The sequence below is a fragment of the Pseudomonas sp. LB3P93 genome (assembly GCF_054898025.1).
In genome coordinates this window covers 6,308,248-6,324,259 of the sequence record NZ_CM142713.1, presented here as the reverse complement: position 1 = coordinate 6,324,259, position 16,012 = coordinate 6,308,248, and the positions used below count along the sequence as shown (strand labels likewise).

Below are 16,012 nucleotides of genomic sequence, written 5' to 3'. Positions count from 1 at the left end.
GCGATTTGTGTTCGGGGACTATTCTTTGCAGCAAAGGCCCGGCAAGCTCGGTCCAACCCCAATTCACGGAATGTAAGGGAGGATCAGATGGTGCAGCTGTGTTCTATCGAGCAGGCGGTCGATGACGTGTTGGCACGTTTGCCAGCGCATATCCACATGGGCCTGCCCCTCGGTCTGGGCAAACCCAACCACTTCGTCAACGCATTGTTCCAGCGCGTCGCGCAACTGCCCGAACGGCAGCTGACGATCTACACCGCCCTGTGCCTGGGCCGTCCTTCATTGGGCGACGGTTTGCAAAAGCGCTTTCTCGAACCCTTCATCGAGCGGGTGTTCGGCGATTATCCTGAGCTGGATTTCCTCGCCGGCCTGCACAAAGACAGCCTGCCGGCGAACATCCATGTCCAGCAATTTTTCATGCAGCCCGGTAGCCTGCTCCATAGCACGTCGGCCCAGCAGGATTACGTCAGCAGCAACTACAGCCACGCTGCGCGGGACATCAACGCGGCCGGTTTGAACCTGGTCGCGCAACTGGTGGCCAGCCATTCCGAGCATCCCGATCGCCTGAGCCTGAGCTGCAATCCGGACATCACCCTCGACCTGTTTCCGATGATCGCCAAACGCCGGGCGGCGGGGGAGACGATTCTGTTGGTGGGGCAAGTCCACAACGATTTGCCCTACATGCCCGGGGACGCCGAAATCGGCATCGACGCCTTCGACCTGCTGATCGACGAGAAGGACAACACCACGTTGTTCTCCACGCCGAACATGCCCGTGGGTTTCCAGGATCACTTCATCGGCCTGCACGCCAGTACCCTGGTGCGCGACGGCGGCACCTTGCAGATCGGCATCGGCGCCATGGGCGATGCCCTGACCGCGGCGTTGTTGGCGCGCCAGGCCGACAATGACGGTTACAAGGCGTTGCTGGCGGATATCAATCTCAGCCAATGGGCGCAGTTGATCGACCGCGAGGGCGGCATCGATCCATTCGCCAAGGGCCTTTACGGTTGCAGCGAAATGTTCGTCAACGGCTTGCTGGTGCTGGCCGACGCCGGGATCGTGCGGCGCAAGGTCTACCCGAACGTGCCGACCCAGCAACAGGCGAATGCCGGCACGCTGGATGAGGCCTCGCAAACCGACGGCATCAGCGTGCATGGCGGGTTTTTCCTCGGGCCGCGCAGTTTCTATGAGCGCTTGCGCGAGTTGCCGCAAAGCAAGCGACTCGAATTCAACATGACCCGCATCAGCTACATCAACGAGCTTTACGGTCAGGAAGAACTCAAACGCTTGCAGCGCCTGGATGCGCGCTTCATCAACACCGTGTTCACCATGACCCTGCTTGGCGCGGGCGTGGCCGATCAGCTCGAAAGCGGACTCGTACTCAGCGGTGTCGGCGGGCAATACAACTTCGTCGCCCAAGGCCATGCGCTGGAAGGCGCGCGTTCGGTGCTGCTTCTGCGCAGCTGGCGCGAGGCGGGCGGAGAGGTGAGCTCGAACATCGTCTGGGAATACGGCCACTGTACGATCCCGCGGCATTTGCGCGACGTCGTGGTCACCGAGTACGGCATCGCCGATCTGCGTGGCAAGACCGATGCGGCAGTGATCGAGGCGTTGCTGAACATCAGCGACTCACGCTTCCAGCCGGGGTTGATCGAGCAGGCGCAAAACGTTGGCAAGTTGCCAAAGAGTTTCCGTATCGATCCGCGTTTTGCCGACAACAGCCCGGAACGCTTGCAGGCGATTCAGTCGCGGCATCCGCAGCTGTTTCCGGAGTATCCGTTGGGCTGTGATTTCACGGCTGAGGAGAAGGATCTGTTGCGGGCGCTGAACTGGCTGAAGAGCAAGTTCAAGCTCACGGAGATTCTGGAGCTGGGCAAGGCTGCGCTGGATGCGCCGCAGGCGTCGGAGTTTCCCGAGCATCTGGAGCGGATGCAGTTGACCAGCCCGGAGGGTTTGAAAGAGGACTTGTTTCAGCGGCTGCTGCTTACCGGCCTGAAAGCCACCGCGCAATAGCAGCCACACAAAAAACCTGTGGGAGCCGGGCTTGCCCGCGATGAGGCCAAAACATGCAACATTGATGTTGAATGTTCCGCCGCCATCGCGGGCAAGCCCGGCTCCCACAGGTTCGGTGGTGCAACTGGTTTATTCGATGAAGGTCACGACGCCGCCAGCCAGCGACTGCACGCGAGCCAACGACTCAACCCGATAACCCTGCGCATCCAGCTCAGCACGCCCACCCTGGAACGACTTTTCGATCACGATCCCCAAACCGGCCACGGTCGCACCGGCCTGTTTGATGATCGAGATCAGCGCCTGGGACGCCTTACCGTTGGCCAGGAAGTCATCGATGATCAGCACGCGGTCGCTGCTGGTCAGGTGTCGCGGGGAGATGGCCACTGTGCTTTCGGTCTGCTTGGTGAACGAGTAAACGGTCGCCGACAGCAGGTTTTCGGTCAGGGTCAGGGACTGGTGCTTGCGGGCAAAAATCACCGGTACGCCGAGGTTCAGGCCGGTCATGATCGCCGGGGCAATGCCCGAGGCTTCGATCGTGACGATCTTGGTGATGCCCGAGTCCTTGAACAGCGCAGCGAACTCGTCGCCGATCAGCTTCATCAGGGCCGGGTCGATCTGGTGGTTCAAAAAGGCGTCGACCTTCAGGACCTGATCGGAAAGCACGATGCCTTGTTCGCGAATTTTCTGGTGCAGTGCTTCCATGAAGCGTTCCTCTACTGGCGCCGGGTGCGCCTAGTTTGTAAAAAATGTTTGGTTAAAAAGTAGGCAATTCTAGCGCTTTAACATCGCGCGTATATCGGCCAATGCGGTATTGCCGCGAACGGCTTTGACTTCGACCGGCGTGTCGTCGTTGCCTTCCCACGCCAAATCGTCCGGCGGCAGTTCATCGAGGAAGCGGCTCGGCGCGCAATCGATGATCTCGCCGTATTGCTTGCGCTTGGCGGCGAAGGTGAACGCCAGGGTCTGACGGGCGCGGGTGATGCCCACGTAGGCCAGGCGGCGTTCTTCTTCGATGGTGTCGGCTTCGATGCTGGAGCGGTGCGGGAGGATTTCCTCTTCCATGCCCATGATGAACACGTAAGGGAATTCCAGACCCTTGGAGGCGTGCAAGGTCATCATCTGCACACCTTCGGCACCGTCTTCCTCTTCCTGCTGACGTTCGAGCATGTCACGCAGGACGAGTTTGCCGATGGCGTCTTCGACGGTCATCTCGCCTTCTTCGTCTTTCTCCAGCGTGTTCTTCAACGCCTCGATCAGGAACCAGACGTTACCCATGCGGTAATCGGCGGCCTTGTCGCTGGAGCTGTTGGTGCGCAGCCAGTTCTCGTAGTCGATGTCCATGACCATGCTGCGCAGCGCCGAGATCGGGTCTTCGCCAGCGCACTGCTCGCGCACCTTGTCCATGAAGCGCTTGAAGCGCGACAGGCGATCGGTGAAGCGCGCATCCAGGTGTTCACCCAGGCCGATTTCGTCGGTGGCGGCGTACATCGAGATTTTTCGCTCGGTGGCGTAGTTGCCCAGCTTCTCCAGCGTGGTCGAACCGATTTCCCGGCGAGGGACGTTGATCACCCGCAGGAAGGCGTTGTCGTCGTCCGGGTTCACGATCAGGCGGAAGTAGGCCATCAGGTCTTTCACTTCCTGACGTCCGAAAAAGCTGTTGCCGCCGGACAGGCGATACGGAATCTGGTGGTGCTGCAGCTTCAGCTCGATCAGCTTGGCCTGGTAGTTGCCGCGATACAGAATCGCGAAATCGCTGTACGGCCGGTCCGTGCGCAAGTGCAGGGTCAGCAGTTCCACGGCCACGCGCTCGGCTTCGGCGTCTTCGTTGCGGCAGCGGATCACGCGGATCTCGTCGCCGTGGCCCATCTCGCTCCACAGCTGCTTTTCGAATTCGTGTGGGTTGTTCGAGATCAGCACGTTGGCGCAGCGCAGGATGCGGCTGGTGGAGCGATAGTTTTGCTCCAGCATGACGACTTTCAGGGACGGATAGTCGTCCTTGAGCAACATCAGGTTTTCCGGACGGGCGCCGCGCCAGGCGTAGATCGACTGGTCGTCGTCGCCCACCACGGTGAACTGGTTGCGCGTGCCGATCAGCAACTTCACCAGCAAATACTGGCTGGCGTTGGTGTCCTGGTATTCGTCCACCAGCAGGTAGCGGACTTTGTTCTGCCATTTTTCGAGGATGTCGGCGTGTTCCTGGAACAGCTTTACCGGCAGCAGGATCAGGTCGTCGAAGTCCACCGCGTTGAACGCCTTGAGCGTGCGCTGATAGTGGGTGTAGACGATGGCGGCGGTCTGTTCCTTGGGATTGCGCGCGTTTTCCAGGGCTTCGGCGGGCAGAATCAGGTCGTTCTTCCACGAGCCGATCATGTTCTTGATCTCGTCGACGCCGTCGTCGCCCGAGTATTCCTTCTGCATGATGTCGGTCATCAAGGCTTTGACGTCGGTTTCGTCAAAGATCGAAAAGCCCGGTTTGTAGCCCAGGCGCACATGTTCCTTGCGGATGATGTTCAAGCCCAGGTTGTGGAAGGTGCACACCGTCAGGCCACGGCCTTCGCCGCCCTTGAGCAGGGTGCCGACCCGTTCCTTCATCTCGCGCGCGGCCTTGTTGGTAAAGGTCATGGCGACGATGTACTGGGCACGGATGCCGCAGTTCTGGATCAGGTGCGCAATTTTGCGGGTGATCACGCTGGTCTTGCCGGAGCCTGCACCGGCGAGCACCAATAGAGGGCCGCCGACGTAGTTCACGGCTTCTTGCTGCCGGGGATTGAGTCGGGACATACGAAATCAGGGAGTCATTTGCGAAATGGGCCGGCATTTTAACAGGCTCAGCGAATTGTGCTGCTCTCTCCGACTTGTGACGCAATACGCTATCTCTAATTGCCGGTTTTGATACTTTCAAGCAGGATGCGCGGTGTATTTGCGGCTAATGTTCGTATTCCAGACACAAAGCCACGTTTGATAACTGATGTCATTTGGTCATTGGTTACCGGCGCGGCATAATGCCCGCCGCCTACATCTTTGCAGAGTCTAGGGAGCTAGCTTGTCTACGCCTGTCGAACCCTTGCGTTTGCTGTTACTGGCCGAAGAGCCGGCGTGGGCAGCGTTGTTGCGCGAGTGTCTGGCTCCGATGGGGAGCTCGGCCGTGCTCATCAGCGCGCCAAGCTGGGAGTCGGTCAGCAGTCTGTTCGATGACAACCGCAGCGCGGTGTTGTTGACGATTCCTGCACTTCAGCCTCTGCCTGGCCGTTGCAGCTTGCCGACGGTGTTGCTGCTTGAGCACGAGCCACTGACGCCGCCCGATGGTGTGAGCGACTGGCTGGTGCGTGATCATCTCGATCCCGGCATGCTGCGCCGCTGCCTGCGCCATGTGCGCGAGCGCGGCTTGCTGGAGAACACCCTGCAACGCCTGGCCGAGCAAGACCCGCTGACCGGCATCGCCAACCGCCAGGGTTTCCAGACCCTGCTGGCCGCGCGTCTGGCGGAAAACGACGGACGTGGCCTGGCCCTCGGTCACCTCGATCTCGACAACTTCCGTCACGCCAACGATGCCCTCGGCCACCAGGCCGGCGACCGCTTGATTCTGCAAGTGGTCGCGCGGCTGAAAAGCCAGCTGGAGGCCGGCGATCAACTGGCGCGGCTGGGCAGCGATGAATTCGCGCTGCTGATCGACACCCGCCGTGCGCCTCAGCGTGCCGAGTGGATGGCCGAACGCATCACCGAAGCACTGGCCGAGCCTTACTGGGTTGACGGCGAGAGCCTGTTGATCGGCTCCAGCCTGGGCATCGCCCACGCCCGGGCCCAGGCCGGCGCCGACCCGCTGATGTGGCACGCGCACATTGCCATGCAGCAAGCCAAGAGCACTCAGGGCTGCACTTTTCATATCTTCAACGAACGCATCAACCGCAACGCCCGCAGCATGGCCGACCTCGAAAGCGAGCTGCGCCGCGCCTTGCGCCGTGACGAGCTGGAATTGCATTACCAGCCTCGCATGAACCTTGAGGACGGCCAGATCGTCGGCCTCGAAGCGCTGGTGCGCTGGCGGCATGCCGAGCGCGGCTTGTTGGCGCCCAGCGAGTTCGTGCCGCTGGCCGAACAAAGCGGTTTGATCGTGCCGCTGGGTTACTGGGTGATTTCCCGGGCCCTGCGGGACATGCAGGCATTGCGCGAACGCGGTTTGCCGGCGCTGCACATGGCGATCAACCTGTCGTTCCGGCAGTTTCAGGACAGCCAATTGCTGTCGACCCTGAGCCGGCTGATCGCCGAGCGCGGCGTCGAGGCGCAATGGCTGGAGTTCGAGCTGACGGAAACCGCGGTCATGCGCCGCAGTGATCTGGTCAAGCAGACCATGGATGCACTCGGGCGCCTGGGCGTGCGCTTCTCGCTGGATGACTTCGGCACCGGGTTCTCATCTTTCGTACACCTCAACAGCCTGCCGATTGCCTTGCTGAAGGTCGACAAGAGCTTTGTCGGCGGCATGGAGGAGCGTGAAGAGAACCGCAAACTGGTCCACGCCATGATCAACCTGGCGCACAACCTCAATCTTGAAGTGGTTGCCGAAGGCGTGGAGACGGCGGAACAACTGGATTTGTTGCGCGGGTTTGGTTGCGATCAGGTGCAGGGGTATTTGATCAGCAAGCCGTTGCCGTTGGCTGAGCTGGTTGAGTATCTGACCTTCGGAAGCAGCCAGCAGCCCGCCCTGGAAGTCGTGGTCTAAACACGGACAAAAATGTGGGAGCTTTTGTGGCGAGGGAGCTTGCTCCCGCTGGGTCGCGAAGCGGCCCCAAACGCTTTGCGACTGCTTCGCCCGGGCGCGGATCGGCCGGCGGGAGCAAGCTCCCTCGCCACACAAGCTCCCCCACAGGGAATCTCAGTCTGGCTGCGCGATTTGGAAACTGGCTCCTGACAACGGCTCCCGCCGAATCATCCGCTTCATCTTCCACTCAAACGCCAGCGTCAAACTCACTGCCGCACACGCCAGCCCCAGCGCCAATCCCCACCAGACGCCCGTTGGCCCCCAGTTCAAGTTGAACGCCATCCACCACGCGGCCGGTGCACCGATCAGCCAATAGCAACCCAGCCCGACCAGGAACGTGGTCTTGGCGTCCTTGAGCCCGCGAATGCAGCCCATGGCGATGGTTTGCGTGCCGTCGAACAGCTCGAACCACGCCGCCACCGCCAGCAGGCTCACAGCCAGATTGATGACGTCCCGGAATGCCGGGTCGTTGTGGTCCAGGAACAAGCCGATCAACTGATTCGGCAGGAACCAGAAGACCATGGCAAAGCTCAGCATCGACGCCGCGCCGAAGACGATCCCGACCCGTCCGGCCAGACGCGCATCCAGCAACTGCCCGGCGCCGTAATGCTGGCCGATGCGCATGGTGATCGCGTAAGACAGCCCCGCGGGGATCATGAACGCCACCGAAACAATCTGCAGGGCGATCTGGTGCGCCGCCAGTTGCGTACTGCCCATGGTGCCCATGCACAGCGCGGCGAACGCAAACAACCCGACTTCCACCGCGTAGGTGCCACCGATAGGTAAGCCGAGGCGCCACAGCTCTTTCAGATACTGCCGGTTTGGCCGCGACAGACCCTGGCGCAACGGATAAGCGTCGTAAGCCGGATGCCGACGGATGTGCAGCGCCAGCGCCACGGCCATCAGGTTGGCGACAATCGCGGTGACCAGCCCGATGCCCACCAGGCCCATTTTCGGCAGGCCGAACATCCCGGTGATCAACGCATAGTTGAGCAGGAAGTTGGCCACGGTGCCGCCGAGGCTGATGACCATCACCGGCGTCGCCCGGCCGATGGCGCTGGTGAAACCGCGCAGGGCCATGAAGCTCAGGTAGCCGGGCAGGGCGAACGGCAGGATCAGCAGAAACTGCCCGGCCGCGTGAACGTTGGTTTCGGTCTGGCCAAACAGCAGCAGCACCGGTTTGAGGTTCCACAGCAGCAGACCGGCCACCAACGCCATCAACCACGCCAGCCACAATCCGGCCTGGGTCAGTCGCGCGGCGCCAACGATGTCGCCCGCGCCCTGACGGATCGCCACCAGGGTGCCGACCGCCGCGATCACGCCGATGCAGAAGATCGACACGAACGAGTAAGTCGCCGCGCCCAGGCCGCCACCGGCCAGCGCTTCCGGGCTCAGGCGCGCCATCATCAAGGTGTCGGTGAGGACCATCAGCATGTGCGCCAACTGCGAGGCAATCAACGGCCCCGCCAGCCGCAGGATGGCCCAGAGTTCGGTACGTGCTGGATGCTGCATGGTCATCACGCCTCGATTATCAAAGTAAACAGGAAAGAGCCGATTCTCGGCGCTCTGCGGGGTTTTCACAAAGGGATAAAAAGGATGGGTGGCATGAGTCAGACTCATGCTGACAAGTTTCTGCTAACGTGGCGTAACCGCGCTATAGGAGCTTTCCGAATGTCCCGTCGTCTTCCTCCCTTGTATGCCCTGCGCGCATTCGAAGCGGCGGCGCGGCATAGCTCGTTTACCCGCGCCGCGGAAGAATTGTCGATCACCCAAAGCGCGGTCAGTCGACACATTCGTACGCTCGAGGAGCATTTTGCCTGCCGGTTGTTTCATCGCAGCGGGCGCAACTTGCAACTGACCGAGTCCGCGCGGCTGATCCTGCCCGGCATTCGTGAAGGTTTTACCGCGCTTGAACGTGCCTGCAATACCTTGCGTGCCGAAGACGACATCCTGCGCATGAAGGCCCCGTCGACGTTGACCATGCGCTGGCTGTTGGCGCGCCTGAGTCGCTTCCGGCACTTGCAACCGGGTAACGAAGTGCAATTGACCAGCGCCTGGATGGACATCGACACGGTGGACTTCAACCACGAGCCCTTCGACTGCGCCGTCATCCTCAGCACCGGGAATTTTCCACCGGACTGGGAGGCCACACTGCTGTTCCCGGAGGAATTGATTCCGGTCGGTGCGCCGAACCTGATGGACGATCAACCGTGGGATGTCGCACGTCTGGCCAGCACTGAACTGCTGCATCCCGCACCGGACCGGCGTGACTGGCGCACTTGGCTGCAACGCATGGGCCTGGCCGATCAGGTGTCGCTCAAGGGCGGGCAAGTGTTCGACACGCTGGAGCTGGGCATGATTGCTGCGGCGCGGGGCTACGGCGTATCCATGGGTGATTTGCTGATGGTGGCGGAGGATGTCGCTCAGGGTCGTCTGAGTTTGCCGTGGCCGACGGCTGTCGCCAGTGGCGAGAATTATTACCTCGTCTGGCCGAAAACCCGTCCTGGAGGTGAACGTTTGCGCAGGCTCAGCGATTTCCTCCAAGGCGAGGTCCGGGCCATGGATTTACCGGATGTCGAGCGTTTGAGCTGAATCGATAGAGCCCCTGCAATAGAGGCCTTGCGCCATATCCTGGCTAATTACTCAAGTATTCAGGTTTGCCGCCGAAAATCTGCAGGTGGAACCTTCGTGCAGGTTCGCCGTAATTCCCATTTGAATTTTTGCCGAGTGCGCATCGTGATCAGGATGATCCGGTCACTGGGCCAGGAGCTGTCATGTCTCAACCTCGTGCCCGGATCGCCTCACAGCTTGGTCTTGCGCTTGCCGTGATACTGGCGATTGTCATCACTGGCAGTACCGTGTTCGCCCTGCGTTCGCTGGACACCGCCAACCTCGCCACCCGCGAAGAGCACCTGGCGAGTGAAGCCCGGTTGCTGGCCGATCAGTTGAGCACCTTTCACGGCACGTTGCGTGAGAGCACCCAGCGCTTGGCCGGTTTGTTCGAGAAGCGCTTCAGCGCGGGTCTGAGCGTGCACCCGGGCGAGCCGGTTGCCGTGGCGGGCACCCAGACCCCTGGCCTGCACCTGGGCAGCGAAGTGTTGAACAACAACTTCAAGGAAGTCGACGAATTCAAGCAAATGACGGCGGGCGTCGCGACCGTGTTCGTGCGTAGTGGCGAAGACTTCGTTCGGGTCAGTACCTCCCTGACCAAGCAGGACGGCAATCGGGCCATCGGCACTTTGCTGGATCACGCTAACCCGGCCTATGCGCGCTTGATGGCGGGGCAGAGCTACGTCGGTCGCGCCTTGCTGTTCGACCGCTCCTACATGACGCAATACACGCCCGTGCGCGACAGCAGCGGCAAGGTGATTGCCGTGCTGTTCGTAGGATTCGATTACACCGATGCGCAGAACGCGCAGTTCGAAAACCTCAAGCGCTTCCGTATCGGCCAGACCGGCTCGCTGGCGTTGCTCGATGAGCAGAAAAAGTGGCTGGTGCCGATCGCGGGTGTGCAAGCGCTGGATCAGGCAGTGCCGGCCATCGTTGATCTGGCAAAAAAACCGGGCAAGGGTGATTTCTGGAGCGACAAGTCCGAAGACTTCTACAGCGTGGCGGTGCCGTTTGAAGGCGGCCCGTGGTCGGTCGTGGCGAGCATGCCGCAGGACGAAATCAGCGCCGTGACCTGGAGTGTCGGCATTCAATTGGCGATTGGCAGTCTGCTGGCGATGTTGATCGCAGTCGGCTCGGCGGTCTGGTTGCTGCGCAGCAAACTTGCGCCACTGGGTGATCTGGTGCGTCAGGCAGAAGCCTTGGGCGCCGGTGATTTGAGCGTGCGCCTGAACGTGTCGAGCAATGACGAAATCGGTCAGCTCGCCCGTGCCTTCAACCAGATGAGCCAGGCCTTGTCGACCATGGTCGAGCACATCCGCAAGGCCTCGGGCGAGGTCAACAGCCGTGCACAGGCGTTGTCCGGCCTGTCCGGTGGTGCCTATGAAGGGATGGAGCAGCAGTCCGGCGAAATCACCAGCATGGCCGGCGCCGTGGAAGAGTTCAGCGCGACGTCGCTGAACATTGCCGACAACATGGGCAGCACCCAGCGTCTGGCGCAGGAAAACGCACAACAAACGCAGATCGGTCGTACGTCGATGGACGAAGCGTCCTCGTCGCTGGAGCAAATCGCCGGCGCGTTGAACAGCACAGCAACAGTCATCAACACTTTGGGTCAGCGCTCCCAGGAAATCGGCGGCATCGTCGGGGTGATTACCTCGATTGCCGATCAAACCAACCTGCTAGCGCTAAACGCGGCCATCGAAGCCGCCCGTGCCGGTGAGCAGGGCCGTGGTTTTGCGGTGGTGGCCGACGAGGTGCGCAACCTGGCTTCGCGCACGCGTCAGGCCACGGATGAAATTTCCGGGATGATTCAAAGCATCCAGCAGGAAACCGGCAACGCCATCAGCACCATGGAACAAGGCAATGTGCTGATGCAGGAAGGCCTGTCACGGAACGCCAATGTGGCCTCGGCCCTGGCGCGGATCGATGAGCAGAGCCGTTCGGCGGGGCAGCAATTCGCGGCGATCACCACCGCGACTCAGGAGCAGAGCAGCACCGCGACGTTGCTCAGCAGCAACCTGCAAAGCATTGCGCTGGCGAACAGTGAGCAGCGCGAAGTGGTGTCGAACCTGGCCGTGACTGCCAAAGAGCTGGAGAAGCTGGCGGCGGACTTGCGTCATGAGGTTGACCGGTTTCGTTGAGTCGCCTCTGAAATAGCTATCGCGGGCAAGCCCGCTCCCACAGGGTATATGTCGTTTCACTCTCTCGTGAACGACTCAAATCCTGTGGGAGCGGGCTTGCCCGCGATGGCAGCACCTCAATTTTCAGATTTATCCCCAAGCCCCGGATCAACCCGCTTGCCGATATCCTTCAACCGCGCCAACTGATCCACCATCGACGGCGCTTCATCCAGACTGCTGACAAACGTCCACAGATACGTCATTACCGCATACACATGCCCCGCCTTCACCGCCGGCGACAGCGCCAGCTGACTGATGGCGATCACAAACAACACCGCCGCCACCGAGCCTACGAACAGATAGGCGATTGCCTCACGGTCCGAGAGCCAGATTCGCAGCCGCGACAGCACTCGATAGTGGCGCTGCAACGTATCAGCGCCGACCTTCTCGACCAGCCCGATCTCTTTCTCCAGCCGATCATTCAACCGCTCATGCAGCTCCTGATTGCGCCGGGCGAACCGTGGGAGCAAGGTCATGCACAACAGCAACGCCCCCAGGCATGCCAGACCAATCCATGGTTCGATCACCAGCAGCATCACCGCCGCGCCGACAATCGACACCAGCGCCGTGGCAATGGTCGGCACATGCTTCTCGAAGAAATCCACGAATTCGCGCGCCAGCACCACCCGCGCCGCCGATGTGGAAGTGCTCTGGTTTTGCTGGCGCTGATTGAGGATGACCGGCACGGCGAGGTCGGCATAGATCCGCGTAAACGTGCGCGTATCCACCGCCCTGCGTGCCGCCCCAACCACCCAGAACGCCAGCACCACCAGCGCATAAAACAGCGCACTGGTGGCATCGCCGCGGATGATCGAGTCCACGGCAAACCCGGCAAACAGCGGATACGCCAGCAGCAGCGCGTTCTCCAGCGCCACCAGCGATAGCGTAATAAACAGCTTTGCGGGATAGGCCCTGGCAATGGCCTTGAGCGTCTGGCTGGCGGATTGCTGACCGAGTTTTTTGCTTTCATCGATCAGGATGTGTGGGGTGACGGCTGTCATGGGTGCACCAAAAGGAAGATAAACGCTACTATTGAGCGACTGCTCAAGTATCCTTGAGCGACCGCTCAAGAAGCAAGCGCCGTCCATCTACCCGGCGCCACGAGGTTATTTCCAAATGTCGCGCACTGAACGCAAAGACCAGATCATCGCCGCCGCCCTGGAGCTGTTTCGCAGCAAAGGTTTCGCCGATGTGTCTACCCGTGATCTGGCTGAACACGCGGGACTGTCACGCAGTCACGTTTATCACTACTTCACGGACTGGAAGGAGTTGCGACGCGAAGCCTTCGTACGCTTTGCCAACGAGCAGCTCGAAGAAGTCCGCGCACCGCTGGCGGGCGTTGCACCTCTGACGGCGTTGCAGGGTTTTCTGAAGGATTGCCTGCCGGCCTCCGCCGACGATGGCTGGGCGCTGTGGCTGGACGCGTGGGATGAAGCGATGCACGACGCCGAGCTGGCGGCTGCTTACTTGGCCGTCAACACCCAATGGCAGGCGATGCTGGCGCAGATCATCGCGCAAGGTGTCGTCACTGAGGTGTTTCGCTGCGATTCACCCGAACGGGCAGCGAGGCAGATCTTTGCGCAAGCGATGGGCTATGCCGATGACCTGCTGTTGCAACCTTCAGCCGAGGCCGCCGAAGCGGCCCTGGATGAAGTCATGGAAGTCGCCGCGTTGTTACTGGGGTTTGCCCAGGCAGGCGACTAATCGCATTTGGCGTTGCTCGACACTTCCTTGCTCGCCAGTTTCAACTGCTTGCCCAACTCCGCCGCGTTGGTGCTGCTGTAAACCCGGCCTCCGGTGTTTTCAGCAATGCAACGGGATGGGCCACCGGCGCCGATTTTCACCACGTTGACCCGCAGGCGCGGTTGTTCCCTGGCGATTTGGCGGGAGACCGCGCAAACGTCTTTCTGGCAACCGTCCTCTCCGTCGACGAACATCACGATCACGGCATCGTTATTGCGCCCGTCGACCTTGCTGGCGGCGTAAGCCAGGCTGTCGGCCAGCGGTGTGCCGTCGTTGGGCACCAGGCCTCGAATCCCGTTGATCAGCCGCGGGCGGTCGCCAAGCTTGAACACGCCCTGGTCCGGTGTTCTTTCGCAACCGGCGAAGGTGATCAGGCGCGTGTCGATCTTCGGGTCCAGCCCATTGATCATGCCGGCCAGCGATTCCTTCGCGACGTCCATGCGGCTGGGCTTGGCGAAGATCTGCATGGTGCGGTTCGGGTCCAGGTACTTGTTCATCTCATTGCCGAAGAACCAGTCCTCGTCGGCTTTCACCGACTTGATGTTCAAATCCATCGAACCCGAGGTGTCGAGCACCACCACGAATTGCGGGATCTCCGCGTTCGGCGCTTTTTTGCGGCACGCGAAATTGTCCAGCGTCGGGGCTGGAGGTGGCGGCGGTGGCGGTGGTGGCGCGACCACGACCGGTTTTGGTGGTGGGACCGGCTTGGGTGGCGGTACCGGTTCTGGCGCGGGTTCTGGTTTCGGAGCAGGCTCCGGTTCCACGACAGGCTCGGGAACCGGCTCAACCGGTTTCTCCACGGGCGTCACCACCGGTGCAACCGGCGCTACCGGTGGAACCACGACAACCGGTTCACGGTGCAGGAACCACCAGAGCCACAGCGCCAGAAGCAGCAACAGCAGCGCCAGCAAGGCCGCCGCGATCCACCAGCCACGGCGCGACGGCGGCACGATCGGCACCACAGGAACCACCGGCGGCACGATCGGTTTTGGCGGACGCTGGTTCCAGCGCACCACCAAAGGCTCACCGTTGAGGCTGTAGAGTTTGTCCAGTTCGGGCGTGCCGAGCAGGCTGCGCAGGTCATCCGCTACCGTGGGTTGACCACGTTTTTGCAGTTCGTCCGCCAGCTGTCCGAGGGACGTCTGACGCACTTCATAGGTTTCCAGCAATCGTCGTTGCGCGTCCTCGTTGAGGTCGGCATAGGGTGTGGGTTGGCCACCCAGTTCGGTCCACCATTCCAGCACCTCGCCGCTGCCCATTCGCGGGATGGCGAAGAGGCTGGCGACGGTCGGTGGAAAGTGTTTCTGGATGAGGGCGACTTTGGCTTGCAGTGCACTCATCCCCTCCGGTGTGGCTTGCGCATCCCTGATGACCCGCTGCATGACGACGATTCCTGAAAAGAGTGCAGGCCTCCATCGGGAAGCCTGCGGGGTGAAAAGTTACTCTTCGTAACCGAGGCTGAATTGCAGCTGATTGACTTTCTTCTGCAACGCCTTCAGCTCTTCCTTCTTGGCCGCCAGCGTCGCTGGCGTTGATTTGGCCATTGGCGCCGCTTGCGAAGCCTTGAGCTGCTGCTCGAGGCCGGCAATCTGCTTCTGCACCTGGCTTTCATTGCCGCGCCGGGCCTTGAGTGAGGTCAGCAGTTGCCCCAGCGACTGATTCAGCGCCGCCTGGGCTTTCTGCTGGCTGGCCAGGTCGGTTTTGGTACTGAGCTGCTGGGCCTGAATGTTCTCGTACACCTGACGGAACATTGCGTTTTGCTGACGGGACTCGCTCAGGGCCAGTTCCTTCTGCTTGACCTGATCGCTGTAACCACCGGAGTAGTCGCAGTTCATCTTGGTCAGCATGCTGCTGTCGCGATTGGTCGCATCGCATTCGCCCGGCTTGGTCGCGCAACCGCTCAAGGCCAGGACGGCAGTGAGGATCGCCAGTTGTCGTAGCGTCATGTGCTTAGCCCAGGGTGATTGCGGAGCGTTGGCTGTACAGACCGTCGACTTCCTTCTGCAGGGCAGCGACTTTCTGGTTCATTTTCAGAATGTTCATGTCCACCTGCTTGATCTCGGCGCCGGCGGCGCCTTGTGCACGCTCGGCGTTTGCCACTTTGGTGTACTCGGTGACTTTGATGCGCATGTTGCCGAGGTCTTTACGCAGGCGTGCGATGTTCGAATCGATCTCGGCGATTTGCACCTGGGCCTGGGTCTTGTCGACTTTCTTGTTGGCGATGTCCTTTTTGATCTGGGCGATTTTCGCCTGATCATCATTGATCACTTGCTGAGCGGTCGCGGTACGGGCGATCACGTTCTGGGTGTCTTGTTCGACGTCGCTGTTCATTTTAGCCAAGCGGGTGGTGGTGTCCGAGTATTCGCTGCGACGCTGATCCAGGTAGTAGTTCGCGCCCATGGCCACGCCACACGCGGTAATACCGGCGGCGACGGCGCACACGGCTTTGTTGCTGCTGTTGGACAGCGCGCAAGCGAGGATGCCGACACCGGCGCCGACCGCGCAGGCCTGGTAGCCGGACTTGCTGAAGAACTCTGCGTCTTGACCCTGGGTCAGGCGTGGGTCGGTCCCGTCGCTTTCGCCGAGCATGGAGCTACCGGTGTTGGCGCAACCGGTCAGCAGCAGGCTGCCGGCGACAACGAAAGCGATCTGTAGCTTGAAGCGAGTCCAAAGGCTGCGCGACATGGTGAAACTCCTCGGTGACGGTGTTGAT

Annotated in this window: 12 protein-coding genes; 5 read left to right on the top strand and 7 right to left on the bottom strand. The window is 61.1% G+C overall.

The genetic code is table 11. The features are described 5' to 3' along the window. Positions 1 to 87: 87 nt before the first annotated feature. Complete coding sequence (locus ACYZT8_RS28985; RefSeq protein ID WP_461977823.1) at positions 88 to 2,010, top strand: acetyl-CoA hydrolase/transferase C-terminal domain-containing protein; 1,923 nt, start codon at positions 88 to 90, stop codon at positions 2,008 to 2,010. Between the two features lie 129 nt (positions 2,011 to 2,139). Here the strand turns inward: ACYZT8_RS28985 and ACYZT8_RS28980 are convergent, their stop codons facing one another. Together ACYZT8_RS28980 and rep are read right to left on the bottom strand one after the other, a co-directional pair. After that, positions 2,140 to 2,712, bottom strand: coding sequence for a xanthine phosphoribosyltransferase (locus tag ACYZT8_RS28980; protein ID WP_010465159.1), 573 nt, complete (start codon positions 2,710 to 2,712; stop codon positions 2,140 to 2,142). A 69-nt stretch (positions 2,713 to 2,781) separates the two neighbouring features. Further along, positions 2,782 to 4,791: a DNA helicase Rep gene (rep, locus tag ACYZT8_RS28975; protein WP_461977821.1), complete on the bottom strand. Its 2,010-nt coding sequence runs from the start codon at positions 4,789 to 4,791 to the stop codon at positions 2,782 to 2,784. Between the two features lie 262 nt (positions 4,792 to 5,053). Between rep and ACYZT8_RS28970 the strand changes: the two genes are divergently transcribed. Next, positions 5,054 to 6,727 carry a putative bifunctional diguanylate cyclase/phosphodiesterase gene (locus ACYZT8_RS28970; RefSeq protein WP_461956294.1) on the top strand — a complete coding sequence of 558 codons (1,674 nt, stop codon included), beginning with the start codon at positions 5,054 to 5,056 and terminating at the stop codon, positions 6,725 to 6,727. A 153-nt stretch (positions 6,728 to 6,880) separates the two neighbouring features. Here ACYZT8_RS28970 and ACYZT8_RS28965 read toward each other — a convergent pair whose 3' ends face one another. Beyond that, the gene (locus ACYZT8_RS28965) at positions 6,881 to 8,278 is read right to left on the bottom strand and encodes a NorM family multidrug efflux MATE transporter (protein ID WP_461977819.1); all 1,398 of its coding nucleotides are present in this window, start codon (positions 8,276 to 8,278) and stop codon (positions 6,881 to 6,883) included. A 159-nt stretch (positions 8,279 to 8,437) separates the two neighbouring features. Between ACYZT8_RS28965 and ACYZT8_RS28960 the strand changes: the two genes are divergently transcribed. Together ACYZT8_RS28960 and ACYZT8_RS28955 are read left to right on the top strand one after the other, a co-directional pair. Next, a complete protein-coding gene (locus tag ACYZT8_RS28960; RefSeq protein WP_438658613.1) occupies positions 8,438 to 9,358 on the top strand; it encodes a LysR substrate-binding domain-containing protein in 921 nt (306 codons plus the stop codon). A 182-nt stretch (positions 9,359 to 9,540) separates the two neighbouring features. Then, positions 9,541 to 11,517, top strand: a complete 1,977-nt coding sequence (locus ACYZT8_RS28955; protein WP_461977817.1) for a methyl-accepting chemotaxis protein — start codon at positions 9,541 to 9,543, stop codon at positions 11,515 to 11,517. A gap of 116 nt (positions 11,518 to 11,633) precedes the next feature. On the opposite strand, the gene ACYZT8_RS28950 is transcribed toward ACYZT8_RS28955, so the two are convergent. Further along, positions 11,634 to 12,557 carry an ABC transporter six-transmembrane domain-containing protein gene (locus tag ACYZT8_RS28950; RefSeq protein WP_461977815.1) on the bottom strand — a complete coding sequence of 308 codons (924 nt, stop codon included), beginning with the start codon at positions 12,555 to 12,557 and terminating at the stop codon, positions 11,634 to 11,636. Positions 12,558 to 12,672: 115 nt separating this feature from the next. On the opposite strand from ACYZT8_RS28950, the gene ACYZT8_RS28945 reads away from it, so the two are divergent. Continuing rightward, positions 12,673 to 13,260 carry a TetR/AcrR family transcriptional regulator gene (locus tag ACYZT8_RS28945; protein WP_461977813.1) on the top strand — a complete coding sequence of 196 codons (588 nt, stop codon included), beginning with the start codon at positions 12,673 to 12,675 and terminating at the stop codon, positions 13,258 to 13,260. Here ACYZT8_RS28945 and ACYZT8_RS28940 read toward each other — a convergent pair. The 3 genes from ACYZT8_RS28940 to ACYZT8_RS28930 are packed head-to-tail and all read right to left on the bottom strand — an operon-like array spanning position 13,257 to position 15,984. Then, positions 13,257 to 14,681, bottom strand: a complete 1,425-nt coding sequence (locus ACYZT8_RS28940) for a vWA domain-containing protein (protein ID WP_461977811.1) — start codon at positions 14,679 to 14,681, stop codon at positions 13,257 to 13,259. The genes ACYZT8_RS28945 and ACYZT8_RS28940 overlap by 4 nt on opposite strands. Positions 14,682 to 14,738: 57 nt before the next feature. Continuing rightward, positions 14,739 to 15,245, bottom strand: coding sequence for a hypothetical protein (locus ACYZT8_RS28935; protein WP_461956288.1), 507 nt, complete (start codon positions 15,243 to 15,245; stop codon positions 14,739 to 14,741). A 4-nt stretch (positions 15,246 to 15,249) separates the two neighbouring features. After that, a complete protein-coding gene (locus tag ACYZT8_RS28930; RefSeq protein WP_461977809.1) occupies positions 15,250 to 15,984 on the bottom strand; it encodes a hypothetical protein in 735 nt (244 codons plus the stop codon). Between the last annotated feature and the right edge of the window lie 28 nt (positions 15,985 to 16,012).